Source organism: Streptomyces spororaveus, from assembly GCF_016755875.1.
In the GTDB taxonomy this organism is placed as follows: domain Bacteria; phylum Actinomycetota; class Actinomycetes; order Streptomycetales; family Streptomycetaceae; genus Streptomyces; species Streptomyces spororaveus.
Genome location: NZ_BNED01000005.1, coordinates 1644621 through 1667135, shown reverse-complemented (window position 1 = coordinate 1667135; position 22515 = coordinate 1644621). Strand labels below are relative to the sequence as shown.

The following is a 22515-nucleotide window of genomic DNA, read 5'->3' as shown; positions in this document are numbered from 1 at the left end:
CGTTCCGAACGCTCGGCGTTCACTCGGTGGAAGAAGAGGGCCGCTGTCAGTGGCGGGTGCGATGCTCGGTGAGGCCGAGCGCGAAGGGCGGCAAGGTGCGTCTCACCCCGGTGCGGAGGGAGGACGCCGGCCGGCTCATGACGAGGTGTTGATCAGTCGTTGATCGGACGTCCATCCGCGGCGGCCAGTATCTCCGGCATGTCGATTAACACCACTGCCGCAGCCACTGACACCGCTTGGTACGAGCTTGCCCTGTGCGCCCAGACGGGCCCCGGCTTCTTCTTCCCGGAGCCCGGCTCCTCGCTGCGCGACGCGAAGCGGCTGTGCGGGGCCTGCGAGGGGCGGACGGCGTGCCTGGAGTACGCCCTGGCCAATGACGAGCGCTTCGGAGTCTGGGGCGGCCTCTCGGAGTCCGAGCGTCTTGCCCTGCGCCCCCGCAGCCGCTGATCAGGTGCGCGTCGCCTTCCCGCTCGCCCGCACCAGCCCCACACGCCGCGCCAGATCGAACCCGTCGCCCCCACACTCCTCCCGCCGCGGCGTATGGGGCACGACCCGCACCGGGTAATGCCCCCCAACGGGCGACACGACCCCCCCGAAGCGGGGGTCCCCGGCGAACCAGATCCTGTCCACGTGGTCACCTTCCATGACCGGGACCGGGACCGGAAACGGGATGACACGGAACATGGCCGTGAAGTCCTCCCGGAACGGAATGGCGATGGTCGCGGGGCTTCCGGGCGGCCTGCGCGGATGGTGGCACGGCCACTCCTGCCAGGGGTAGGCCTGGAGCACGGCGGCGACCCGGTGTCGTCGGAAGTACATGACGACCACCCAAGGCAAGTACGGCGTCCCAAGAATCATCATGATGATGAAGGCCCACGCCGCACGGCGGCTGACACCGGAGCAGGACAGGGCGATCAGTGGAGGAACGCCGAGACAGAGCACCCAGATGAGCCGACGCATGACCAGCCGCTTGTAGCCCACCACCGTCGGAGGGTGGTCCCAGGCCACCTTGGTCAGGGTGACGCTCACAGGAGTACCTCCAGGATGCGTGAGGTCCCCGAGACCGTCGGCTGATGTGCAGAGGGGTCGGAGAAGCCGAGGGTGTGCGCTACTGCTTCGAGGATGTCCGTGTAGGCATCGGCGTGCTGGGTGGACGCACTGGTCAGGTCAAGGACGAGTAGATGGAGCCCGTCCGGATGCACGGTCACGACCCTGGCCTGAAAGGGACATTGGTCCGCGTCGGGCAGGGAAATCGTCCCGGCGACCAGACAGCAGGGACGTGCGGACGGCAAGTCGATGAACCTGCGGTCCGTGCTGGTCCACAGCGGTGAGCGGGCAATGGCCAGGGCGGCACGCGCCGCGGCGAGCCGGGGGTTGGGCTGTTCGATTCGCCGCACGGTCAAGGAGAACAGTGACGTGGCGACGCCGGTCGGCTCCTCGGGGTGAAATCCGAACGCGGTGTGCACGACCTCGTGCTGTGCCAGCCCTTCGAGTCCGTCCATGAGCGGGGACAACTGCTGCTGTGCTCCGGGGCCACCCAGGGCCTCGGTGAACGCGTCCAGCGTCGCCCGGTCCTCGGGGCCGATGTCGTAGAAGCCCGGAGGCAGACGGAACCAGACGGGCGGAAGGCTGCTCTGTCGCGTCATGGCCGCAACACCGACATGACATGGCCCGATTTCCTGATGGCCGAGGGAGCGTCGTCCAGGACACCCCTGGTGCCGTCCACCGCGGTCGAGCCCTGATCAAGCGTCTCGCTGTCCGATGCGTAGTCTCCTGCAGCGGTCACTGCGCCCGTTGCCGCGACCGCCACACCCACTCGATCCCTCGCGCTCTGAGAAGACGATCGCATGGCCCATCCGGTCAGAGGGCTGTCCAGCTGACGCAGCTCGTCCGAGGTGCTCCAGGCCGTCTGCCGGAATGCGCTGGCCCCGGGCGCGAGTCCCACCACCGCGCTGCCCTCCGGCGCCGCGGCCATGGCCGCTCGGGCGGCTGCCGTGCCGGCCTTGGCGCCGGAGGCTACCGCGGCCACGCCCGGGACCGCGCCGGCGGTGTCGCCGAGGAGGGTCACGCTGCTCTTCCAGAAGTCCGCGTCGAACTGGCCCTTCGTGAAGCCGTCCGTCAGGGACTTGCGGAATTTCGGGTCCGAGGTGTGCATCGCCAGCGCGGCCAGGGACAGGCCGCTGCCGACGAGCATGATCGCCAGGCCTGCCGGCGGGAAGACCAGGGCCACGCCCGCCCCGATCGCGCCCAAAATCGCCGACGCGTTCGACATCGCGTCCGCCGGGTCGTCGACGATCTTGTTCCAGATCGAGGCCAGCAGGCCCGGTTCCTTCGGGGCCAGGCGGTCCGTCGCCGCGTTCAGGGTCTGTGCCACCCGGCGGGCGGCCGCGCCGTGCTCCGTGGCGAGCTCGTGGGCCAGGCGGCGGGCGTCGGAGAGGGCCTGCTCCGTCTTCGCCGCCGCGGCCTGGGCCTCGTACCGGGCGGCCAGCGCGCGGTGGGAGACCAGGGTGTCGTGCCACCCCGTGAGCCGGCGGGCGGCCTCGCCGAGGGAGGTGTGGGCCGCGCCGAGGTAGCGGGGGAGGTCCTGCGAGAGGGAGGCGCGGAAGGCGGTGGCGGCCTCGCCCTGCCAGGCCGAGCTGTGGGAGACCAGGTCCTTCACCACCCGGGAGGCCTCCCCGAGCGAGGCGGCCGAGGAGCTGAGCTTCTTGGCCAGGGCCAGCACCGTGGCGGGGTTTCCCGGGGCCGGGTCGAAGCCCAGCATCGCGTGGTCAGTCACGTGCGGCCGCCGCCCGGAGGAAGGCGGCACGGACGGCCTGGTCCAGCTCCGCGTACTCCGCGGCGCTGCGGTCCACGCCCTCCCGGACGTCCTTGACGCGTTTGGTCAGCTCCTGCGTGCCGTAGGCCCAGCGTTCCTGGAAGCCGTCACACGCCGCGTCGAGGTCCGCGGTGCCCAGCTGGTCGGGCCGTACGTGGTCCAGTGCGCGCCGGGCCTCCCGCAGGGAGACCAGCGAGGAGTCCAGGGCGCGTGTCAGACGGGTCAGCTGGTCGATGTCCACCTGGAGCGAGGTCATGACGCGAAACCCTGGCAGAGCACGGCTCTGCCAGGGCAATCGGTATCACTCGCCCGAGCGAGCGGAAATCGGTCAGCCCTTGCGGGCGGCGAGGCGGGCCGCGCGGGCGGCCAGCTTCTCGTCGAACTTCCGGGCCTCGGAGTCCAGGCCGTTCATGAACAGTCCGAGCTCCTCCTGGGCCTTCTGGCCCTCGGGGCCGAGGCCGTCGATGTCCATGATCTTGAGGAAGCGGATCACGGGGCTGAGCACGTCGTCGTGGTGGATCCGCAGGTTGTAGACCCCGCCGATGGCCATCTGGGCGGCCATCCGCTCGAAGCCGGGCATGCCGTGTCCGGGCATCCGGAAGTTGACGACGACGTCGCGCACGGCCTGCATGGTGAGGTCCGGGGCGAGCTCGAAGGCCGCGCCCAGCAGGTTGCGGTAGAAGACCATGTGCAGGTTCTCGTCCTGCGCGATGCGGGCCAGCATCCGGTCGCAGACCGGGTCACCGGACTGGTGGCCGGTGTTGCGGTGCGAGATGCGGGTCGCGAGCTCCTGGAAGGCCACGTACGCCACCGAGTGCAGCATGGAGTGGCGGTTGTCGGACTCGAACCCCTCCGACATGTGCTGCATGCGGAACGCTTCCAGCTTGTCCGGGTCCACGGCGCGCGAGGCCAGCAGGTAGTCGCGCATCACGATGCCGTGGCGGCCCTCCTCGGCGGTCCAGCGGTGGACCCACGTGCCCCAGGCGCCGTTGCGGCCGAAGAGCGACGCGATCTCGTGGTGGTAGCTGGGGAGGTTGTCCTCGGTCAGCAGGTTCACGACCAGCGCGATCTTGCCGATGTCGGTCACCTTGGACTGCTGGGGGTCCCAGGCCTCGCCGTCCTCGAAGAAGCCCGGGAAGTTCCGGCCCTCGCTCCACGGGACGTACTCGTGGGGCATCCAGTCCTTGGTGACCTTCAGGTGGCGGTTGAGCTCCTTCTCGACCACCTCTTCCAGCGCGAACAGCAGCTTGGCGTCCGTCCACGCCTCCGAGCTGCCGAGGTGGGGAGAGGTGATCGTCACGGGTACTCCTGGGTGTAAAGCGAACTACCTACGGTTCCGTAGCCTACGGAGTCGTAGGTTAAGCGTGACATCAAGGCCAGCCAAGCCCCCGGTAGGTGTATGTCTGGTTACGTCCGGTTATCTATGCAGTTTATGACCGGCCTGACCGGGTTCCAGTGGCCCGAAATCACGCCGACAGGTGGTTTGCCGCGCCCCGTTTTGACGAAAAAAATCGGTTCCGCTTTCACCGGACGCGGCGCGCGCGAGCGTGCGCGGGACGCGAGGCGCGAGGTCACTCAGCCGACCACAGGGTCTCCCGGACCTCCTCGGCCGTGGTCGGCCGCAGCTCGCCGTCCAGCAGGAGCCATCGCGTGATGCCGATCGACTCCAGGAACGGCACGTCGTGGCTCGCCACCACGAGTGCGCCCTCGTACGACTCCAGCGCGTCGGTCAGCTGCCGCACGCTCGACAGGTCCAGGTTGTTCGTCGGCTCGTCCAGCATGAGCAGCTGCGGAGCCGGCTCCGCCAGCAGCAGGGCCGCCAGCGCCGCCCGGAAGCGCTCGCCGCCCGACAGCGTGCCGGCCGGGCGGTCGGCCCGGGCGCCGCGGAAGAGGAAGTGCGCGAGCCGGGCCCGGATCAGGTTGTTGGTGGCCTGCGGGGCGAACCGCGCCACGTTCTCCACGACCGAGCGGCTCTCGTCCAGCACGTCGAGCCGCTGCGGCAGGAACCGGGTCATCACATGCGCCACCACCTCCCCGGACACCGGCGGGAGCTGCCCCGCGACCGTGCGCAGCAGCGTGGTCTTGCCCGAGCCGTTGCGGCCCACCAGGGCGATCCGCTCCGGCCCCCGCAGTTCCCACTCGCCCGGTACGGCGGCCCCGTGGGCCAGGCGCAGATCGCTCAGGGTCAGGACCTGCCGCCCCGGCGGGACCTGGGTGGCGGGCAGCTGGATCCGGATCTCGTCGTCGTCGCGCACCGCCTCCACCGCCTGGTCCAGGCGTTCCTTCGCCTGCGCCAGCTTCTCGGTGTGCATGATCCGGTGCTTGCCCGCCGATTCCTGGGCCGCGCGCTTGCGTGCGCCCATCACGATCTTCGGCTCGCGCTTGTTGTCGTGCATCTTCTGCCCGTACCGCTTGCGCCGGGCCAGTTTGACCTGGGCGTCGGCCAATTCGCGCTTCTGTCGCTGTACGTCGGCCTCCGCCACCCGGACCATCCGCTCGGCCGACTCCTGCTCGGCGGCGAGCATGTCCTCGTAGTCCGTGAAGTTGCCTCCGTACCAGCGGACTTCGCCGTCGCGCAGATCGGCGATCTGGTCGACCCGCTCCAGCAGTTCCCGGTCGTGGCTGACCAGGAGCATCACCCCGGACCAGGACTCGACCGCCGCGTACAGGCGGGCGCGGGCCCGCAGGTCCAGGTTGTTGGTGGGTTCGTCCAGCAGCAGGACGTCGGGGCGGGCGAGCAGCAGGGCGGCCAGCCGCAGCAGTACGGACTCGCCGCCCGAGAGCTCGCCGACGGTGCGGTCCAGGCCGATCCGGGCGAGACCGAGCTGGTCGAGTGTGGCCAGGGCCCGCTCCTCCACGTCCCAGTCGTCGCCGACGGCGGTGAAGTTCGCCTCGGTGGCCTCGCCCGCCTCGATGGCGTGGAGCGCGGCGCGCGTGGTGTGGATGCCGAGCGCCTCGTCCACGCGCAGCGCGGTGTCGAGGGTGACGTTCTGCGGGAGGTAGCCGACCGAGCCGGCGACGGAGGACTGGCCCCCGGTCGGGGTCAGTTCGCCGGCGATCAGCTTCAGCAGGGTGGACTTCCCACTGCCGTTGAGACCGATCAGGCCGGTGCGGCCGGGACCCACGGTGAGCTGGAACCCGTCGAACACGGGCGAGCCGTCGGGCCAGTCGAAGGACAGGGCGGAGCAGGTGATGAAAACAGGGGCGTTACTCATGGAGGCCTCCAGGTTGCGTGAGTGGTGCGTGCAACGCGGGGAGACAGCCGACGGTTCAGCCGCAGGGCGGGGTGGTCGGTGTCTCGAACCTCAGACGAGCAATGTCCTGCTCCGTTTCGACGGGGATGGGCCGTCTTCGAAGCTACGGGCGGCCGCAGCCGCCCGCAAACGAATTACCTCAGCAGGTGCCGCGCATCAGCTCGGCCAGGCTGTGGTCCATGTCCAGGTAGAGGTGTTCGAGGCCGGGCGGCACCACGGTCGCCGCCCGTTCCAGGAAACGGTGCAGTTCGGCCGTCAGCATCAGCACGATCGCGACGCCCTCCGTCGCGTGGAACTCGATGGTGGTCCGGTCGCCGTCGTACGGGCGTACGCGTACGTCGCCACAGCCCGACGGGCGGTCCAGCCCGGACTCCAGCAGCTCGCGCGAGAAGGTCCACGAGACCTCGACGCCCTCCAGCGTGGCCGGCGCGGGGAAGGCCATGCGCACGGCGAACGGATCCGCGCGGTCGTAGCAGAGGGTGACGGGCACGGTCTCGACCTTCGGCGCGGTGGCGACCAGACGGGCCTGTGCGGCCTGCTCGATGACAGTGATCAAGGCTCACTCCCTTGCGGCGGATCTGCTGCCGGACCCGTGGGGTGGGGCCCGGCAACCCGATAGACGCCGGAATCGGCAAATCCGTGCATGGGCCGTTGCGTGAGCTGTGTCACCGATTGGCTTGAACCAATCCGTGCGATCGCACAGAGTGACCGGACGGTGGATACGCGCGAAGGCGGGCCCGCGTCGGGGTGCGTCCGGGGCGCCCCGGAGAAGGGCTGGTTACCGATCACTCCACAGGCGTAAGGGTCCGCATCGAGGCCGCGTAGAGGGCGGCGGAGACGGCCATGCCGACGGGCAGGGAGAGATCGACGCCGCCGATGGCCGAGGCGATCGGCCCGGTGTAGAGCGTGTCGACGCACAGGGCGGCCGCGCCCACCCCGGCCACCAGCGCGAGGCCGCCCGCGAGGTTGACGCCGCCGGTGTACCAGAAGGGGCTGGTGTCGCTCTCGTCCGAGAGCGCCCGGCCGTCGTAGCGGAACCGGCGCAGCAGGATGTCGGTGGCGTAGACCGCCATGACGGGGCCGATCAGGACGACGATCAGCTGGAGGGAGTTGCTGACGGTGTCCAGGAGGTTGGAGACCAGCAGGCCGTAAGTCAGGGCGACCGCGACGGCCCCGTCGAACAGGACGCTGACGGAGCGTCGGATGCGGATCCCGACGGCCTGCAGGGCGAGTCCGGCGCTGTAGGCGGTCAGGGCGTTGACGGAGACGGTGCCGAGGATCAGGGCGAGCAGGAAGACGGGGTAGAACCACCCGGGCAGGATCTCGCGCAGCGCCGTCTGGGGGTCGCCCATGTCGACGGCGGTCGCGGCGAACGCGCCGCGCGCGCCTGGCGCTGCCGCGACCTGTGGGACTCCGGAGCCACCGTGGTGCTCGGGTCGGACTGGCTGATCGCCCCGTACCCGCCGCTCGGCGTCATGGGCGGTGCCCGCCACCGCCGCCCCAGCCGCGATCTCACCCAGGCCCCGCACGGCCCCGAGCAGGCACTCACCGCTCTGCAGGCCCTCCAGGGCATGACCGTCAACGCCGCCCGTGCGGCGGGCGAGGAGCACCTGGCGGGCCGGATCGCCCTCGGCCACCGCGCGGACCTGACGGTCCTCGCCGACGATCCGCTCACCGTCGACGCCACCGGACTGCCGGACCTGCCCGTGCTCCTCACCGTCGTCGACGGCGGGGTGACCCACCGCGACCCGAGCCTGTGACCGGCGGGCGAGGGCGGTGGCCGGTCCGGCGGCCGGGGCCGGAAGGCGCTCTGGACGGCGCATCCGGGGTGCGTTAGCTTCCGGCGCCATGAGACTTCTGGAACTCGGAACCGGCCTGTGCGCGGCAGCCCTGGTCGTAGGGGTACTGGCCGCCCCCGCCCGGGCCGAGGCGGCCCCGGCCCCCGACCCGGCCCCGGTGGCACAGGACGTGCGCGGCGCGGGCTGGGCGCTGAAGGACACCGGGAAGGACGTGCGCTTCCGGGGGCTCGCGGCGGTCGGCCGGAGCACGGCCTGGGTGGCCGGCTCCAAGGGGACCGTGCTGCGCACCGTGGACGGCGGCCGCAGCTGGCGTGACGTTTCGCCGCCCGGCGCGGTCGCCGAGGGCCTGGAGTTCCGTGACATCGAGGCCTTCGACGCGCGGCGCGCGGTGGCCCTGTCCATCGGGGAGGGCGAGGCCTCCAGGGTGCTGCGCACCGAGGACGGCGGAGCCACCTGGACCGAGACCTTCCGCAACCCCGACCCGCGCGCCTTCTACGACTGCCTCACCTTCTTCGACGCCCGGCACGGCCTGGCGATGAGCGATCCGGTGGACGGGAAGTTCCGCATCCTGGCCACCGACGACGGCGGACGGAACTGGCGGGTCCTGCCGGGCGAGGGCATGCCCGGGGCGCTGCCGGGCGAGGCGGCCTTCGCCGCGAGCGGCCAGTGCCTGGTGAGCTCCGGACCACGCGACGTCTGGCTGGCCACCGGCGGCGGGGCGCAGGCCCGGGTACTGCACTCCGCGGACCGCGGTCTGACCTGGCGGGTCGCCGAATCCACCGTCCCGGCGGGCGATCCGGCGCGCGGGGTCTTCGCCCTCGCCTTCCGCGACTGTACGAGGGGACTCGCGGTCGGCGGTGACTACCGCACCGGGGAGGCCTCCCCGCGGGCCGCGGCCGTGTCCGCCGACGGGGGACGCAGCTGGCGCCAGGCCGTGACACCGCCGCAGGCCTACCGCTCGGGCGCGGCCTGGTTCCCGTACAGCGGGGGGACGGCCCTCGCGGTGGGGCCCACCGGCACCGATGTGACCACGGACGGCGGCCGCGGCTGGCGGTCCCTGGAGACGGGATCCTTCGACACGGTCGACTGCGCGGCCGACACGGGCTGCTGGGCGGCGGGGGAGAAGGGCCGGGTGGCGCGCCTGGAACGGCGGCGCTGATCAGCTCGCGGGAGCGGGCGGGGCCACCGGGGCCGTCGGCGGTGCGGGGGTGGTGAAGAGGTCCATGCCCGGGTAGCGCCCGGCGGTGAAGCCCGCGGCACGGTAGACGGGTTCGCCGTCGGGGCTGGCGTGCAGCTGGACGTAGTGGATGCCGATGCCGTCGAGCCAGCCGACCAGCGCGTCGACGATCCGGCGGCCGTGGCCCCGGCCGCGGGCGGGCGCGTCGGTGACGATCCCGTCGAGGTAGCCGCGCCGGCCGTCCGTCCACCGCGGGCTGGGCAGGTGGTGGGTGACCCAGGCCATGCCGGTGGCGAGCAGCGGTTCGCCGGGGGCTCCGCCGACGACCAGGCACCGCACGTCGGGGCGTTCGCCGACGCGTTCGAGGAACCAGGCGTGGGCGACCTGCCGCCAGGCGGCGTCGGCGGGCCCGGGGTCGACCCCGAGTGCGTCGAGCGCCACGGCGCGCAGACGTATGAGCTCGGGAACATCGGCGGGAACGGCGGTGCGGGGCTGCATGATCACTCCGGCGGGCAGGCGCGGCTGAACGGCTGAACGGCTGAACGGCTGAACGGCTGAACGGCTGAACGGACGACGGGACGACGGGACGAGCGGACGAACAGGCAAGCGGGTCGGACGGACGACCGGGCAGAACAGGCCGACCAGGTCGGCCCGGTCGGGCCGAGGGCCGGCCGGCCGACGCGCGGCGCCGGACCCGCAGCGGCTACGCGGCCGGGTTCTCCCGCACCGTCGACAGGTCCGCCGACGTCTTCGTGGCGATGAACTCCGTGATGGTGTAGTCGCAGACACCCGCCACCGAGAAGGGGTCCTCGGACGCGATCCGCTCGATCTCGGCCCGGGACACCCCGCCGGCCAGGATCACGCCCCCGTCGCGCGGGACCTTGCGCCCCGACGCGAGGAAGACACCGGCGGCGTAGTAACCGTCCAGCCAGGCGATGTGAGCGTCCATCTGCTCTTCGACGGACTCGACGGGGGCGGTGTAGGTGAGCTCCATGACGAACATGATCGTCAGGCTACTCTCGCTCCATCATGACGAGTGCGAAGACCCCCGCCGACGAGGCCGAAGCCCGGGCGATACAGGACGAACTACGCCATCAGGTCGTGCTCACCGAGCCCGGCCCGCCACCCGGCCGCGGCCTCGTCGCGGGAGTGGACGTCGCCTACGACGACGCGCGCGACCTGGTCGCCGCCGCGGCCGTGGTGCTCGACGCCGCCACCCTGGAGGTCGTCGAGGAGGCCACCGCCGTCGGGCACGTCAGCTTCCCCTACGTGCCCGGGCTGCTCGCCTTCCGCGAGCTGCCGACCGTACTGGCCGCCCTCGACTCCCTCAAGGCCCGGCCCGGACTCGTCGTCTGCGACGGCTACGGCCTCGCGCACCCGCGCGGCTTCGGCCTCGCCTGCCACCTCGGGGTGGTCACCGGGCTCCCGGCCATCGGCGTCGCGAAGAACCCGTTCACCTTCACCTACGAGGAACCGGGCACCCGGCGGGGCGACGCCGCCGCGCTGCTCGCTGCCGACGGGGCCGAGGTCGGGCGGGCGCTGCGCACACAGGACGGGATCAAGCCGGTCTACGTCTCCGTCGGGCACCGGGTCTCGCTGGACAACGCCTGCGCGCACGCCCTGGCCCTGAGCCCCCGCTTCCGGATCCCCGAGACCACCCGCCACGCCGACTCCCTGTGCCGCAGGGCGCTGCGCGAGGCCTCCTGACGCACCCGGTCGGCGGGCCGCACCCGGTCGGCGGGCCCGCCCGTCAGCGGACGTCCGCCACCCGGAAGCCGATCCCCGCCTTCTGGAGGCGGGCGATCAGGGCGTCGCCCATCGCCACGGCCGTCGTCAGCTGCCCGGATACCTCCGGCAGGGCGTCGTGGGCCAGGCAGAGCGCCGACTCGGCCAGCATCTTCGCCGTCTCCCCGTAGCCGGGGTCGCCGCCCGCCACCTCGGTGAGCACCCGCCGGCCGCCTCCCTCGCCCACGAACCGCACGGTGAACCAGCTGCGCGCGCGGCGTTCCGCGTCCGGCCCCCGGCCCGGCTCCCAGCGGTTCATCAGCCACCGCCGGGCCGGCGGCACCTGGGCCAGGGCCACCGTCGCGCCGAGCGCCGCCGTACCGCCCACCGCGACGGGCAGGTGCTTGACGGAGGCGTAGTGCCGGTAGCGGAAGTCCGGGCCGTAGCGCTCCAGCGCGGCCGCCGACCGGGCCACGATCCGCGGGTCCAGCGAGGGCAGCGGCAGCGCCCAGGTCCCGGTCTCCCGGCTGAACCGCGGCGCTCCCACCGGCCCGCGCGCCCGCCTCCCCAGCAGGCGGGGTTCGTGCAGCCTGCGGGCGTGCGCGGCCGCCAGGGTCTGGGGGCCGCGGCTCAGCGCGGTCAGGGCGGAGGCCAGGGTGCCGCCGGAGAAGAAGGCGTTGGACCGCATGAACCCGTCGACCGTCAGCGGGACCCCGTGCGGCAGCTGCCGGACCGTGAAGTACGCCCCGAGGTCGGCCGGGATCGAGTCGAAGCCGCAGGCGTGCACGATGCGCGCCCCGGTCTCCCGGGCCCGGGCGTCGTGCTCGACGTACATGCGGTCCACGAATTCCGGCTCGCCGGTGAGGTCCACGTAGTCGGTGCCCGCCTCGGCGCAGGCGGCCACCAGCTCCGCCCCGTACCAGACGTACGGGCCCACCGTCGTCGCCAGCACCCGGGTGGACGCGGCCAGCTCGCGCACGGCCGCGGGGTCCTGGGCGTCGGCCCGCAGCAGCGGCAGCCGCGCACACGCCGGATCGATCGCGGCCAGCCGTTCGCGCAGCCGCTCCAGCTTCGCCGTGTCCCGGCCGGCGAGGGCCCACCGGCAGCCGGCGGGTGCGTGCGCGGCGAGGTACTCGGCGGTGAGCGCGCCCACGAACCCGGTGGCGCCGAACAGTACGACGTCATAGGCGCGTTCCGGCCGGTCGTGCGGGACAGTTGCGTTCATGAACGGCTCCTCCCAGGGGGTTTCGGTGGCCGAGGCTAGCGTGATGCCCGGCCGTCGGTGCGAGCGGGTACGGCGCGCCGGGCCGGCGGAACAGCGCCCCGGCACCGGCGCGGGGGGCTTGTGCTCGATGGAACACGTTCCTAGCATCACTGGTGTTACATCAGTTGTGTCACATAGCCGCACAGCACGCACACCACGCACACCATGCACACCAGAGCCGCTGGGGGCCCGATGGCAGTGACAGGGAACGGGAACCGGGACGCGAGCGGGCCCGGCCCGCTCGCCGGGGTGCGCGTCGTCGAACTGGCGGGCATCGGTCCCGGACCGTTCGCCGCCATGCTCCTCGCCGACCTGGGAGCCGACGTCGTACGGGTGGACCGGCCCGGCGGTGGCGGGCTCGCGGTCGATCCGGCCTACGACATCACCAACCGCGGCAAACGCTCCGTCCTGCTCGACCTCAAGTCCGCCGACGGGCCCGCCCGCGTCCTGGACCTGGTCGAGCGGGCCGACGTACTCGTCGAGGGGTTCCGCCCCGGGGTCGCCGAGCGCCTCGGCGTCGGACCCGCCGCGTGCCACGCCCGCAATCCGAAGCTCGTCTACGGCCGGATGACCGGCTGGGGCCAGGACGGCCCGCTCGCCGAGACCGCCGGGCACGACATCGCGTACATTGCCGTCACCGGTGCCCTCGGCATGATCGGGAAGCCGGGAGAGCCGCCGGCCGTGCCCGCCAACCTGGTCGGGGACTACGCGGGCGGCTCGCTCTACCTGGTCATCGGGGTCCTCGCCGCCCTGCACCACGCCCGCGCCACCGGCACCGGCCAGGTCGTCGACGCGGCCATCGTCGACGGCACCGCCCACCTCACCGCCATGATCCACGGCATGATGGCGGCGGGCGGCTGGCAGGACCGCCGCGGGGCCAACCTCCTCGACGGCGGCTGCCCCTTCTACGGCACCTACGAGACCTCCGACGGCCTGTACATGGCGGTCGGCGCGCTGGAGCAGCAGTTCTACGACACCTTCGTGCAGCTCCTCGGCATCGAGGACCGGGCCCCCGCCCGCAAGGACCCGGCCCGCTGGGGCGAACTGCGGGAGGCGGTCGCCGCGCGCTTCAGGACCCGTACGCGGGAGGAGTGGACGGCCGTCTTCGAGGGCAGCGACGCCTGCGTCGCGCCGGTGCTCTCGCTGCGCGAGGCCCCGGACCACCCCCACCTCGCCGCCCGCGGGACCTTCACCGACTTCGGCGGCATCGTCCAGCCCGCGCCCGCACCGCGCTTCTCGGCGACGCCGGGCGCCCTCACCGCCGGTCCGGCGCAGCCGGGTGCGCACGCCGGATCGGTCGCGGCCGACTGGGACGTACCGGCCCTGCTCGGGACGGAGAAGGAGAACTGATGGAACTGTCCATGATGCTCGACTACGCCGGTGACCCGCGCCGGGCCGCCGACCAGGCCGCCGCGCTGGAGTCGGCCGGGCTCGACGCCGTATGGGTGGCCGAGGCCTGGGGATTCGACTCGCCGACGATCATGGGCTATCTCGCCGCCCGCACCGAGCGGCTGAAGATCGGCTCGGCCATCCTGAACGTCTACTCGCGCACCCCCGGCCTCATCGCCCAGACCGCCGCCGGCCTGGACGCGCTCTCGGGCGGCCGGGCGCTGCTCGGACTCGGCGCCTCCGGCCCGCAGGTCGTCGAGGGCTGGCACGGGATGCCGTACGACAGACCGCTCGGCCGGACCCGCGAGACGGTCGAGCTGTGCCGGTGCATCTGGCGCCGCGAGACGATCGACCACCACGGCATCACCGACATGCCGCTGCCGCCGGAGCGCGGCACCGGGCTCGGCAAGCCGCTGAAGATCCTCACCCGCCCGGTCCGCCCCGCGATCCCCGTCTACATCGCCTCGCTCGGCCCCGCCAACGTCCGGATGACCGCCGAGATCGCGGACGGCTGGCTGCCCACGCTCTTCATCCCGGAGAAGGCCGCCGCGGTGTGGGGCGGCCCGCTCGCCGAGGGGACCGCCAAGCGGCCGCCGGAACTCGGGCCGCTGCAGACCGTCGCGGGCGGCCTGCTCGCCATCGGCCCGGACGCGGCCGCCGTACGGGACCTCGCGCGCCCGCAGATCGCGCTGTACGTCGGCGGTATGGGCGCGGTCGGCAAGAACTTCTACAACGACCTGGCCGTCGCCTACGGGTATGAGGAAGAGGCCCGACGGATCCAGGAGCTGTACCTCGCCGGGCGCAAGCGCGACGCCGCCGCAGCCGTCCCGGACGAGTTCTGCGAGCTGATGACGCTGTGCGGGCCCGAGGGCTACGTACGCGAGCGCGTCGAGGCCTTCCGCGAGGCGGGCGTCACCATGCTCAACGTCACCCCGGTCGGCCCCGACCCGGCCAAGCTGATCGAAACCGTCAAGAGCTGGCTCTAGGGGGCCCGATGCAACGCCGCATCTTCGACGCCGACCACGAGGCGTTCCGAGAGACCGTACGCACCTTCCTCAGCAAGGAGGTGCTGCCGCACTACGAGCAGTGGGAGCAGGACGGCATCGTCAGCCGCGAGGCCTGGCGGGCCGCGGGCCGGCAGGGGCTGCTGGGCCTCGCCGTCCCGGAGGAGTACGGCGGCGGCGGGAACACCGACTTCCGCTACGCCGCCGTGATCGCCGAGGAGTTCACCCGCGCGGGCGCCCCCGGCCTGGCCATCGGCCTGCACAACGACATCATCGGGCCCTACCTCACCTCGCTCGCCACCGAGGAGCAGAAGCGCCGCTGGCTGCCCGGCTTCTGCTCCGGCGAGACCATCACCGCCATCGCGATGACCGAGCCGGGCGCGGGCTCCGACCTCCAGGGGATCCGGACCACCGCCGAGGACCGGGGCGACCACTGGGTGCTGAACGGCTCCAAGACCTTCATCTCCAACGGCATCCTCGCCGACCTGGTGATCGTGGTCGCGAAGACCACCCCCGAGGGCGGGGCGCACGGCCTGTCCCTGCTGGTGGTCGAGCGCGGTACGGAGGGCTTCGAACGCGGCCGCAACCTCGACAAGATCGGCCAGAAGTCCCAGGACACCGCCGAGCTGTTCTTCAACGACGTACGCGTCCCGAAGGAGAACCTGCTCGGCGAGCTGAACGGCGCCTTCGTCCACCTGATGACCAACCTCGCGCAGGAGCGGATGGGCATCGCCATGGCCGGCATAGCCGCCGCCGAGCACCTGCTGGAGATCACCACCCAGTACGTGAAGGAGCGCGAGGCCTTCGGCCGGCCGCTGGCCAAGCTGCAGCACATCCGGTTCGAGATCGCGGAGATGGCCACCGAGGTGGCCGTCACCCGGACCTTCCTCGACCGCTGCATCACGGACCACTCGAACGGCGAACTGGACCACGTACACGCCTCCATGGCCAAGTGGTGGGCCACCGAGCTGCAGAAGCGCGTCGCCGACCGCTGCCTGCAACTCCACAGAGGCTACGGCTACATGACCGAATACCGGGTCGCCCGGGCCTTCACCGACGGCCGCATCCAGACCATCTACGGCGGTACGACCGAGATCATGAAGGAGATCATCGGCCGTTCGCTGCTCGGCTGAACTCCCCTTCCTCCCCCCTCTGGACACCTCCCCTTGGACACCTCCGAAAGGCTTGACCAGTGAGCACCGAAGCTTACGTATACGACGCGATCCGCACCCCGCGCGGCCGGGGCAAGGCCAACGGCGCCCTGCACGGCACCAAGCCGATCGACCTGGTCGTCGGGCTCATCGACGCCCTGCGCGAGCGCAACCCCGGTCTGGACCCCGCCACCATCGACGACATCGTGCTCGGCGTCGTCGGCCCGGTCGGCGACCAGGGCTCGGACATCGCCCGTATCGCGGCCATCGCCGCCGGGCTCCCGGACACCGTGGCCGGTGTACAGGAGAACCGCTTCTGCGCCTCGGGTCTGGAGGCCGTCAACCTGGCCGCCGCGAAGGTCCGCTCCGGCTGGGAGGACCTGGTCCTCGCGGGCGGCGTGGAGTCCATGTCGCGCGTCCCGATGGCCTCCGACGGCGGTGCCTGGTTCGCCGACCCGATGACCAACTGGGACACCGGCTTCGTCCCGCAGGGCATCGGCGCCGACCTGATCGCCACCATCGAGGGCTTCTCCCGGCGCGACGTCGACGAGTACGCGGCCCTGTCGCAGGAGCGGGCCGCCGCGGCCATCAAGGACGACCGCTTCGCGAAGTCCGTGGTCCCGGTCACCGACCGCAACGGCCTGATCGTCCTGGACCACGACGAGTTCGTCCGCCCCGGCACCACCGCCGACACCCTCGCCAAGCTGAAGCCCTCCTTCGCGGACATCGGCGAGCTCGGCGGCTTCGACGCGGTCGCGCTGCAGAAGTACCACTGGGTCGAGAAGATCGACCACGTCCACCACGCGGGCAACTCCTCCGGCATCGTCGACGGCGCCTCGCTCGTCGCCATCGGCTCCCGCGAGGCCGGCGAGCGCAACGGCCTGACCCCGCGCGCCCGGATCGTCTCGGCGGCCGTCTCCGGCTCTGAGCCCACCATCATGCTCACCGGTCCCGCACCCGCCACCCGCAAGGCCCTCGCCAAGGCCGGTCTGACCATCGACGACATCGACCTCGTCGAGATCAACGAGGCCTTCGCGGGCGTCGTCCTGCGCTTCGTCAAGGACATGGGCCTGTCCCTCGACAAGGTCAACGTCAACGGCGGCGCCATCGCGCTCGGCCACCCGCTCGGCGCGACCGGCGCGATGATCCTCGGCACGATCGTCGACGAGCTGGAGCGCCAGGACAAGCGCTACGGGCTCGTCACCCTCTGCGTCGGCGGCGGCATGGGCGTCGCCACCATCGTCGAACGCCTCTGATCCGTCCTGTTCCCCCTGCCCACCGGACCTTCCGAAACGAAAGCAGTGACCATGAGCGAGTCCACCACGATCCGCTGGGAACAGGACGAGACCGGCGTCGTCACCCTGATCCTCGACGACCCCAACCAGTCCGCCAACACGATGAACCAGGCCTTCAAGGACTCCATCGCGGCGATCGCCGACCGCGCCGAGGCCGAGAAGGACTCCATCCGGGGCATCGTCTTCACCTCCGCCAAGAAGACCTTCTTCGCGGGCGGCGACCTCAAGGACATGATCCGGCTCCGTCCGGAGCACGCGCAGATCGCCTTCGACACCGGCACCGAGATCAAGCGCTCCCTGCGCCGGATCGAGACCCTCGGCAAGCCCGTCGTCGCCGCCGTCAACGGAGCCGCCCTCGGCGGCGGTTACGAGATCGCCCTCGCCTGCCACCACCGCATCGCCCTCGACGCGCCCGGCTCCAAGATCGGCCTGCCCGAGGTCACCCTCGGCCTGCTCCCGGCCGGCGGCGGTGTCACCCGTACCGTGCGCCTGATGGGCATCGCCGACGCGCTGCTCAAGGTGCTGCTCCAGGGCACCCAGTACACCCCGCAGCGCGCCCTGGACAACGGCCTGGTGCACGAACTGGCCGCCACTCCCGAGGAGATGCTGGCCAAGGCCCGCGCCTTCATCGACGCGAACCCCGAGTCGAAGCAGCCCTGGGACGTACCCGGCTACAAGATCCCGGGCGGTACGCCGTCCAACCCGCGGTTCGCCGCCAACCTCCCGGCCTTCCCGGCCAACCTGAAGAAGCAGCTGAACGGGGCCCCGTACCCGGCCCCGCGCAACATCCTGGCCTGCGCCGTCGAGGGCTCCCAGGTGGACTTCGAGACCGCGCTGACCATCGAGGCCCGCTACTTCACCGAGCTGGTCACCGGCCAGACCGCCAAGAACATGATCCAGGCGTTCTTCTTCGACCTCCAGGCCGTCAACGCGGGCCGCAGCCGCCCGCAAGGCATCGAGCCGCGGCAGGTCCGCAAGGTCGCCGTCCTCGGCGCCGGCATGATGGGCGCGGGCATCGCCTACTCCTGTGCCCGCGCGGGCATCGAGGTGGTGCTGAAGGACGTCACCGCCGAGGCCGCCGCCAAGGGCAAGGCGTACTCCGAGAAGCTGCTCGACAAGGCGCTCTCGCGCGGCCGGACCACCGAGGCCAAGCGCGCCGAGCTGCTCGCCCGGATCACCCCGACCGCCGACGCGGCCGACCTCGCGGGCTGCGACGCCGTCATCGAGGCCGTCTTCGAGGACACCTCCCTCAAGCACAAGGTGTTCCAGGAGATCCAGGACGTCATCGAGCCGGACGCGCTGCTGTGCTCCAACACCTCCACGCTGCCCATCACGGGCCTCGCCGAAGGGGTGTCGCGGCCGGTCGACTTCATCGGACTGCACTTCTTCTCGCCCGTCGACAAGATGCCGCTGGTGGAGATCATCAAGGGGGAGCGGACCGGTGACGAGGCCATCGCGCGCGCCTTCGACCTGGTCCGGCAGATCAACAAGACCCCGATCGTGGTCAACGACTCGCGCGGCTTCTTCACCTCGCGCGTCATCGGCCAATTCATCAACGAGGGCGTCGCGATGATCGGCGAGGGCGTCGAGCCCGCCTCGATCGAGCAGGCCGCCGCCCAGGCCGGCTACCCGGCCAAGGTGCTCTCCCTGATGGACGAGCTCACCCTCACCCTGCCGCGCAAGATCCGCAACGAGACCCGCAAGGCCTTCGAGGCCCAGGGCAAGGCCTGGGCCGAGCACCCCGCCGACGCGGTCATCGACCGCATGGTGGACGAGTTCGGGCGCCCCGGGCGCAGCGGCGGGGCGGGCTTCTACGAGTACGACGAGGCGGGCAAGCGCGCCCGTATCTGGCCGGGCCTGCGCGAGCACTTCGCCAAGCCGGGCTACGAGATCCCGTTCGAGGACATGAAGGAGCGGATGCTCTTCTCCGAGGCCCTGGACACCGTCCGCTGCCTCGACGAGGGCGTGCTCACCTCGATCGCCGACGCCAACATCGGCTCCATCATGGGCATCGGCTTCCCGGCCTGGACGGGCGGCGTGATCCAGTACATCAACGGCTACGAGGGCGGCCTGCCCGGCTTCGTGGCCCGTGCCCGCGAGCTCGCCGACGCCTACGGCGAGCGCTTCACCCCGCCGGCCTCGCTGATCGCGAAGGCCGAGCGCGGCGAGACGTACGCGGACTGACCGCGACAGCCCCGGGCCCGCCCGCGCGCGGGCGGGCCCGGGGTGAGGTCTCAGGCCCCGGTCAGGTGCGCGAACAGTCCGTGCAGCGGCGTGCCGTCCGGGTCGGTCCAGCCGGCCAGGACCCGCCCCGGTACGCCGTCTCCGGCGGCAGCGGGACCGGGACGGAGCACCCGGTGGACGGTCAGGGCCGACGCCGGCCCTTCCCGCGTCACCGGGCCCACGGCGACGAGGCTCGCGTCGGCGGTGTCCGTCACGGTCCCGGCTCCGGTCAGGCCCGCCGGCACCCCGGCCCCCTCCGTGCGGACCTCGACCGTCGGGTCGGGGGCGTCGCTCGCGTTCTGGTCCTGCGCCGTCGTACGGCCCGCCAGCAGCGCCAGCAACTGCTCGACCAGGACCGGGTCGTGCGCGCCGTCGTAGATCCAGCGGCGGCCCAGCACCCCGTGCTCGGAGGTGCCGATCAGGCCCTCCCCGGCCTCCGCCAGCGGTTCCCCGCGGTAGGTCAGCGGGACCAGGTAGGTCACCGGCTCGTCCCCGCGGCTGTCGGTGACCACCATGAACTCGATGCCCACCTCACCCTCGGGGTCGTCGAGCCGGAAGCCACCGGCCTTGGAGAGCTGCGGGCCACCCGTGCCACCCCGGTACCAGGGGCGCAGGGGCAGCCAGCCGGCGAGGAGTTCGAGCTTGCCGGGCGACATGGTGGTGCGGTGAATGACTGCCATGATCGACAAACTACCCCCGCGGCAGGGGTGCCGGCGGCCCGTCCGGCCCGTCCGGCCCGCCGTCCGCCTCCGGTTCCGAGGCGAACGCCGCCCGCAGTTCCTCCCGTAGCGACCGCTGAAAAGCCGTCACCAGCGCCTGGACCACCATCGGCTGCATGTGCGCCGACAGCGCCTTCATCGACTCCACCCGCTCCGGATCGCTCTCGCCCTCCGTGAACGGACCCCACACCTCGTCCCGGAACAGCGCGGTCAGCTCGTGCGCCGCCGACCTCGTGTGCTCCATCAGCACCCTGCGCGCCGCCAGGATCGTCTCGTGGGCGATCGGTACGTCCAGCAGCGCGACCCCGAGCCTCAGCAGGCCCACGTCCACCCGGAACCCGTCCCCGGCGGCGGCGAGCACGTTCATCGCCGTCAGCCGCCGGACATCGGTGTCCGACAGACTCCGCCCCGCCCGCTTCTCCAGCTCCTCCCGCGAGACCTCCCGGGCCGCGTCCGGGGCCCAACTCGCCACCATCGCACGGTGGATGGCCAGGTCGTGGGCGCTCAGGTCGTCGGGCAGCGCTTCCAGATAGCGCTCGATGGCGGACAGGGTCATGCCCTGGTGCTGCAGCTCCTCGATCAGCGCCAGCCGGGAGAGGTGTTCCGGGCCGTAGTGCCCCACCCGACGAGGGCCGATCACGGGAGGGGGCAAAAGCCCGCGGGTGCTGTAGAAACGAACGGTGCGCACGGTGACGCCCGCCCGGGCCGCCAGCTCGTCGACGGTGAGCATCGGCTCGGGTGCCTGGTCGGCCATCGTCTGCGCCTCGCTCTCTGCTCCACAGCTTGGGTTCAACAGTATTGCTGTCGCACCAACGATGTGAAACGGCCAGGAGCTGCCCATGACCACGAACCTGCGACTGCCCGGACGACCCGAAGAGATCACCCTGCCGGCCCTGCTGGCCCGCAACGCCGCCGAGTACGGGGACCTTCCCGCCCTCTCCTGGCGGGCCGGCCCCGACGCCGGCGGATGGACGACCCTCAGCTGGGGCGAGGTGCGCCGCAAGGTCGCCGTCCTCGCCTCCGGATACGCCGCCCTCGGCGTCGGGCGCGGCGAGCACGTGCTGATGATGATGGGCAACCGCCCCGAGCACTGGCTCAGCGACCTCGCCCTCGTCCACCTCGGCGCCGTGCCCGTCACCGTGTACGGAACCTCCGCGCCCGAGCAGATCGCCCACATAGCCCGCCACAGCCGGGCCCGGGTCGCCGTCGTCGAGGGGGCCCGCGAACTCCTGCGCTGGGAACCGCTGCTGGCCGATTCCGACGTGCCCCTGGAGCGGCTCGTCGTGGCCGAGGCCGCCGAGGCCGGCGGGCACAGCGCCTACGGGTCCGTGTACGCCGGCGGGGCCCGGCTGCACCGCGCCGACGCCTTCGAGAAGGCCTGGCGGGAGACCCGCCCCGAGGACCCGCTGACGGTCGTCTACACCTCCGGGACCACCGGGGACCCGAAGGGGGTGCGGCTGACCCACCGCAACCTCATGCTCCAGGCGATCCGCCTCGACCGGCACGTGGAACTGCCCGAGCACGCCGAGCACATCTGCTACCTGCCCTTCGCGCACATCGCCGAGCGGGTCCTCGGCATCTACCTGCCCCTGCTGCGGGCCTCCCACGTCCGGCTGTGCGCCGACCCGGCCGCCGTGTCGGGGGCGGTCCGCGAGCTGCACCCCGTGCAGTTCTTCGGCGTGCCCCGGGTCTGGGAGAAGCTCGCCGCCTCCGTCCGCGCCGTCCTCGCGCAGCTCCCCGAGGAACAGCGCGGAGCCATCGAGGCCGCGAACGACCTGGCCCGCGCCCGGGCCGTCCATCTGGAGCGCGGCGAGGAGGTCCCGGCCGCGCTCGAAGCCTCGTACGCCGCTGCCAAGGAACGGGTGCTGGACCCGCTGCTGCGCCTGGCGGGCCTGGACCGGCTGGCGTGGACGGCCAGCGCCACCGCGCCGATGCCGATCGACGTGGTCCGCTTCTGGGCCGGCTGGGGCATCACCATCATGGACGCCTGGGGGCTCACCGAGACCTCGGGCGTGTGCACGGTCAACAGCCCGGACCGCTTCCGGCTCGGCTCGGTGGGCCGTCCGATCGAGGGGCTGGAGCTGAGACTGGCCGACGACGGGGAGATCCTCACCCGCGGGGACACCGTCTTCGGCGGCTATCTGCGGCCGGACGGCTCGGTGGAGAGCGCCGCGGACGCCGGGGGCTGGTTCCCGACGGGGGACATCGGCCGGGTCGACGAGGACGGGTTCCTCTGGCTGACCGACCGCAAGAAGGAACTGATCATCACCTCGAACGGCAAGAACGTCTCACCGGCCCTGGTGGAGAACACGGTCAAGGAGCACCCGCTGATCGGCCAGGCCCTGGTGCACGGCGACGGCCGCTCCTACCTCGTCGCGCTGCTGGTCCTGGACCCTGAGCTGGCCCCGGTCTGGGCCGCCGCCCGGGGCATCGAGGCCGCCTCGGCACCGGAGCTGGCCGCGCACCCGGCCGTCCGCGAGGAGATCGCCCGTGCGGTGGAGGCGGCCAACGCCCGGCTCAACCGCACGGAGCAGATCAAGCGGTACCGGCTGCTCACCGAGGAGTGGGGCCCCGAGACGGGCGAGCTCACCCCGTCGCTCAAACTCCGCCGCCGGGTGGTCCGCGACAAGTACGGCGCGCTGATCGACGGCCTGTACGAGGAGCCGTACGCGTCCGCCTAGCGGAGCACCGGTGCGGTGA

21 protein-coding genes and 2 pseudogenes are annotated in these 22515 nt (G+C 72.0%); 10 read left to right on the top strand and 13 right to left on the bottom strand.

Translation table 11 applies throughout. The features are described 5' to 3' along the window. Positions 1 to 198: 198 nt before the first annotated feature. On the top strand, positions 199 to 447 hold the full coding sequence (locus Sspor_RS10320) for a WhiB family transcriptional regulator (RefSeq protein WP_237403794.1): 249 nt from the start codon (positions 199 to 201) through the stop codon (positions 445 to 447). On the opposite strand, the gene Sspor_RS10315 is transcribed toward Sspor_RS10320, so the two are convergent. The 8 genes and pseudogenes from Sspor_RS10315 to Sspor_RS40500 all read right to left on the bottom strand — a co-directional run. After that, complete coding sequence (locus Sspor_RS10315) at positions 448 to 1029, bottom strand: hypothetical protein (RefSeq protein WP_202198780.1); 582 nt, start codon at positions 1027 to 1029, stop codon at positions 448 to 450. It abuts the gene before it with no gap. Further along, positions 1026 to 1646, bottom strand: coding sequence for a hypothetical protein (locus tag Sspor_RS10310; protein ID WP_202198779.1), 621 nt, complete (start codon positions 1644 to 1646; stop codon positions 1026 to 1028). The genes Sspor_RS10315 and Sspor_RS10310 overlap by 4 nt, the downstream gene beginning before the upstream one ends. After that, positions 1643 to 2776 (bottom strand): hypothetical protein, encoded by a 1134-nt coding sequence (locus Sspor_RS10305; RefSeq protein ID WP_202198778.1) that lies wholly within the window; start codon positions 2774 to 2776, stop codon positions 1643 to 1645. The genes Sspor_RS10310 and Sspor_RS10305 overlap by 4 nt, the downstream gene beginning before the upstream one ends. Continuing rightward, complete coding sequence (locus tag Sspor_RS10300) at positions 2769 to 3071, bottom strand: DUF6317 family protein (RefSeq protein ID WP_189741076.1); 303 nt, start codon at positions 3069 to 3071, stop codon at positions 2769 to 2771. The genes Sspor_RS10305 and Sspor_RS10300 overlap by 8 nt, the downstream gene beginning before the upstream one ends. Before the next feature lie 72 nt (positions 3072 to 3143). Next, complete coding sequence (locus tag Sspor_RS10295) at positions 3144 to 4115, bottom strand: acyl-ACP desaturase (protein WP_030728836.1); 972 nt, start codon at positions 4113 to 4115, stop codon at positions 3144 to 3146. Between the two features lie 271 nt (positions 4116 to 4386). Further along, positions 4387 to 6030, bottom strand: coding sequence for an ABC-F family ATP-binding cassette domain-containing protein (locus Sspor_RS10290; RefSeq protein WP_202198777.1), 1644 nt, complete (start codon positions 6028 to 6030; stop codon positions 4387 to 4389). 178 nt (positions 6031 to 6208) lie between these two features. Further along, positions 6209 to 6625 (bottom strand): spore wall synthesis regulator SsgD, encoded by a 417-nt coding sequence (gene ssgD, locus Sspor_RS10285; RefSeq protein ID WP_202198776.1) that lies wholly within the window; start codon positions 6623 to 6625, stop codon positions 6209 to 6211. A gap of 229 nt (positions 6626 to 6854) precedes the next feature. Continuing rightward, positions 6855 to 7454: pseudogene (locus Sspor_RS40500) on the bottom strand (cytosine permease); the annotation flags it as partial. Between Sspor_RS40500 and Sspor_RS40495 the strand changes: the two are divergent. Then, positions 7440 to 7829, top strand: a pseudogene (locus Sspor_RS40495) (amidohydrolase family protein); the annotation flags it as partial. The pseudogenes Sspor_RS40500 and Sspor_RS40495 overlap by 15 nt on opposite strands. Before the next feature lie 88 nt (positions 7830 to 7917). Next, a complete protein-coding gene (locus tag Sspor_RS10275; protein ID WP_202198775.1) occupies positions 7918 to 9027 on the top strand; it encodes a WD40/YVTN/BNR-like repeat-containing protein in 1110 nt (369 codons plus the stop codon). On the opposite strand, the gene Sspor_RS10270 is transcribed toward Sspor_RS10275, so the two are convergent. Continuing rightward, entirely contained in the window at positions 9028 to 9543 is a 516-nt protein-coding gene (locus Sspor_RS10270) for a GNAT family N-acetyltransferase (protein WP_202198774.1), read from the bottom strand. Between the two features lie 205 nt (positions 9544 to 9748). Continuing rightward, on the bottom strand, positions 9749 to 10048 hold the full coding sequence (locus tag Sspor_RS10265) for a YciI family protein (protein ID WP_202198773.1): 300 nt from the start codon (positions 10046 to 10048) through the stop codon (positions 9749 to 9751). A 26-nt stretch (positions 10049 to 10074) separates the two neighbouring features. Here Sspor_RS10265 and Sspor_RS10260 point away from each other — a divergent pair, with 26 nt between their 5' ends. Next, complete coding sequence (locus tag Sspor_RS10260) at positions 10075 to 10752, top strand: endonuclease V (protein WP_202198772.1); 678 nt, start codon at positions 10075 to 10077, stop codon at positions 10750 to 10752. Between the two features lie 43 nt (positions 10753 to 10795). On the opposite strand, the gene Sspor_RS10255 is transcribed toward Sspor_RS10260, so the two are convergent. Next, positions 10796 to 11995, bottom strand: a complete 1200-nt coding sequence (locus Sspor_RS10255; RefSeq protein ID WP_202198771.1) for a saccharopine dehydrogenase family protein — start codon at positions 11993 to 11995, stop codon at positions 10796 to 10798. Between the two features lie 231 nt (positions 11996 to 12226). Here Sspor_RS10255 and Sspor_RS10250 point away from each other — a divergent pair, with 231 nt between their 5' ends. From Sspor_RS10250 to Sspor_RS10230, 5 genes are read left to right on the top strand one after another with little or no spacing between them, the layout of a single operon-like run. Beyond that, a complete protein-coding gene (locus Sspor_RS10250; protein WP_202198770.1) occupies positions 12227 to 13384 on the top strand; it encodes a CaiB/BaiF CoA transferase family protein in 1158 nt (385 codons plus the stop codon). After that, positions 13384 to 14409 (top strand): LLM class F420-dependent oxidoreductase, encoded by a 1026-nt coding sequence (locus tag Sspor_RS10245; RefSeq protein WP_202198769.1) that lies wholly within the window; start codon positions 13384 to 13386, stop codon positions 14407 to 14409. Before Sspor_RS10250 ends, Sspor_RS10245 begins: the two co-directional genes overlap by 1 nt. Before the next feature lie 8 nt (positions 14410 to 14417). Then, positions 14418 to 15560 (top strand): acyl-CoA dehydrogenase family protein, encoded by a 1143-nt coding sequence (locus Sspor_RS10240; RefSeq protein ID WP_202198768.1) that lies wholly within the window; start codon positions 14418 to 14420, stop codon positions 15558 to 15560. A gap of 59 nt (positions 15561 to 15619) precedes the next feature. Then, positions 15620 to 16834 (top strand): acetyl-CoA C-acetyltransferase, encoded by a 1215-nt coding sequence (locus tag Sspor_RS10235; protein WP_202198767.1) that lies wholly within the window; start codon positions 15620 to 15622, stop codon positions 16832 to 16834. A gap of 51 nt (positions 16835 to 16885) precedes the next feature. Further along, positions 16886 to 19057: a 3-hydroxyacyl-CoA dehydrogenase NAD-binding domain-containing protein gene (locus Sspor_RS10230; RefSeq protein WP_202198766.1), complete on the top strand. Its 2172-nt coding sequence runs from the start codon at positions 16886 to 16888 to the stop codon at positions 19055 to 19057. 50 nt (positions 19058 to 19107) lie between these two features. On the opposite strand, the gene Sspor_RS10225 is transcribed toward Sspor_RS10230, so the two are convergent. Both Sspor_RS10225 and Sspor_RS10220 read right to left on the bottom strand, forming a co-directional pair. Further along, the gene (locus Sspor_RS10225; protein WP_202198765.1) at positions 19108 to 19776 is read right to left on the bottom strand and encodes a maltokinase N-terminal cap-like domain-containing protein; all 669 of its coding nucleotides are present in this window, start codon (positions 19774 to 19776) and stop codon (positions 19108 to 19110) included. 10 nt (positions 19777 to 19786) lie between these two features. Beyond that, positions 19787 to 20569 (bottom strand): MerR family transcriptional regulator, encoded by a 783-nt coding sequence (locus Sspor_RS10220; protein WP_202198764.1) that lies wholly within the window; start codon positions 20567 to 20569, stop codon positions 19787 to 19789. Positions 20570 to 20654: 85 nt separating this feature from the next. Between Sspor_RS10220 and Sspor_RS10215 the strand changes: the two genes are divergently transcribed. Beyond that, complete coding sequence (locus Sspor_RS10215) at positions 20655 to 22496, top strand: AMP-dependent synthetase/ligase (protein ID WP_202198763.1); 1842 nt, start codon at positions 20655 to 20657, stop codon at positions 22494 to 22496. Positions 22497 to 22515: the final 19 nt, after the last annotated feature.

What these genes read in the sequence shown, in the direction of transcription:
- Sspor_RS10320 (WP_237403794.1), top strand. Translation starts at nt 199, where the DNA reads ATGTCGATTAACACCACTGCCGCAGCCACTGACACCGCTTGGTACGAG.
- Sspor_RS10310 (WP_202198779.1), bottom strand. Translation starts at nt 1,646, where the DNA reads ATGACGCGACAGAGCAGCCTTCCGCCCGTCTGGTTCCGTCTGCCTCCG.
- Sspor_RS10300 (WP_189741076.1), bottom strand. Translation starts at nt 3,071, where the DNA reads ATGACCTCGCTCCAGGTGGACATCGACCAGCTGACCCGTCTGACACGC.
- Sspor_RS10290 (WP_202198777.1), bottom strand. Translation starts at nt 6,030, where the DNA reads ATGAGTAACGCCCCTGTTTTCATCACCTGCTCCGCCCTGTCCTTCGAC.
- Sspor_RS10275 (WP_202198775.1), top strand. Translation starts at nt 7,918, where the DNA reads ATGAGACTTCTGGAACTCGGAACCGGCCTGTGCGCGGCAGCCCTGGTC.
- Sspor_RS10270 (WP_202198774.1), bottom strand. Translation starts at nt 9,543, where the DNA reads ATGCAGCCCCGCACCGCCGTTCCCGCCGATGTTCCCGAGCTCATACGT.
- Sspor_RS10265 (WP_202198773.1), bottom strand. Translation starts at nt 10,048, where the DNA reads ATGTTCGTCATGGAGCTCACCTACACCGCCCCCGTCGAGTCCGTCGAA.
- Sspor_RS10260 (WP_202198772.1), top strand. Translation starts at nt 10,075, where the DNA reads ATGACGAGTGCGAAGACCCCCGCCGACGAGGCCGAAGCCCGGGCGATA.
- Sspor_RS10255 (WP_202198771.1), bottom strand. Translation starts at nt 11,995, where the DNA reads ATGAACGCAACTGTCCCGCACGACCGGCCGGAACGCGCCTATGACGTC.
- Sspor_RS10250 (WP_202198770.1), top strand. Translation starts at nt 12,227, where the DNA reads ATGGCAGTGACAGGGAACGGGAACCGGGACGCGAGCGGGCCCGGCCCG.
- Sspor_RS10245 (WP_202198769.1), top strand. Translation starts at nt 13,384, where the DNA reads ATGGAACTGTCCATGATGCTCGACTACGCCGGTGACCCGCGCCGGGCC.
- Sspor_RS10240 (WP_202198768.1), top strand. Translation starts at nt 14,418, where the DNA reads ATGCAACGCCGCATCTTCGACGCCGACCACGAGGCGTTCCGAGAGACC.
- Sspor_RS10230 (WP_202198766.1), top strand. Translation starts at nt 16,886, where the DNA reads ATGAGCGAGTCCACCACGATCCGCTGGGAACAGGACGAGACCGGCGTC.
- Sspor_RS10225 (WP_202198765.1), bottom strand. Translation starts at nt 19,776, where the DNA reads ATGGCAGTCATTCACCGCACCACCATGTCGCCCGGCAAGCTCGAACTC.
- Sspor_RS10220 (WP_202198764.1), bottom strand. Translation starts at nt 20,569, where the DNA reads ATGGCCGACCAGGCACCCGAGCCGATGCTCACCGTCGACGAGCTGGCG.
- Sspor_RS10215 (WP_202198763.1), top strand. Translation starts at nt 20,655, where the DNA reads ATGACCACGAACCTGCGACTGCCCGGACGACCCGAAGAGATCACCCTG.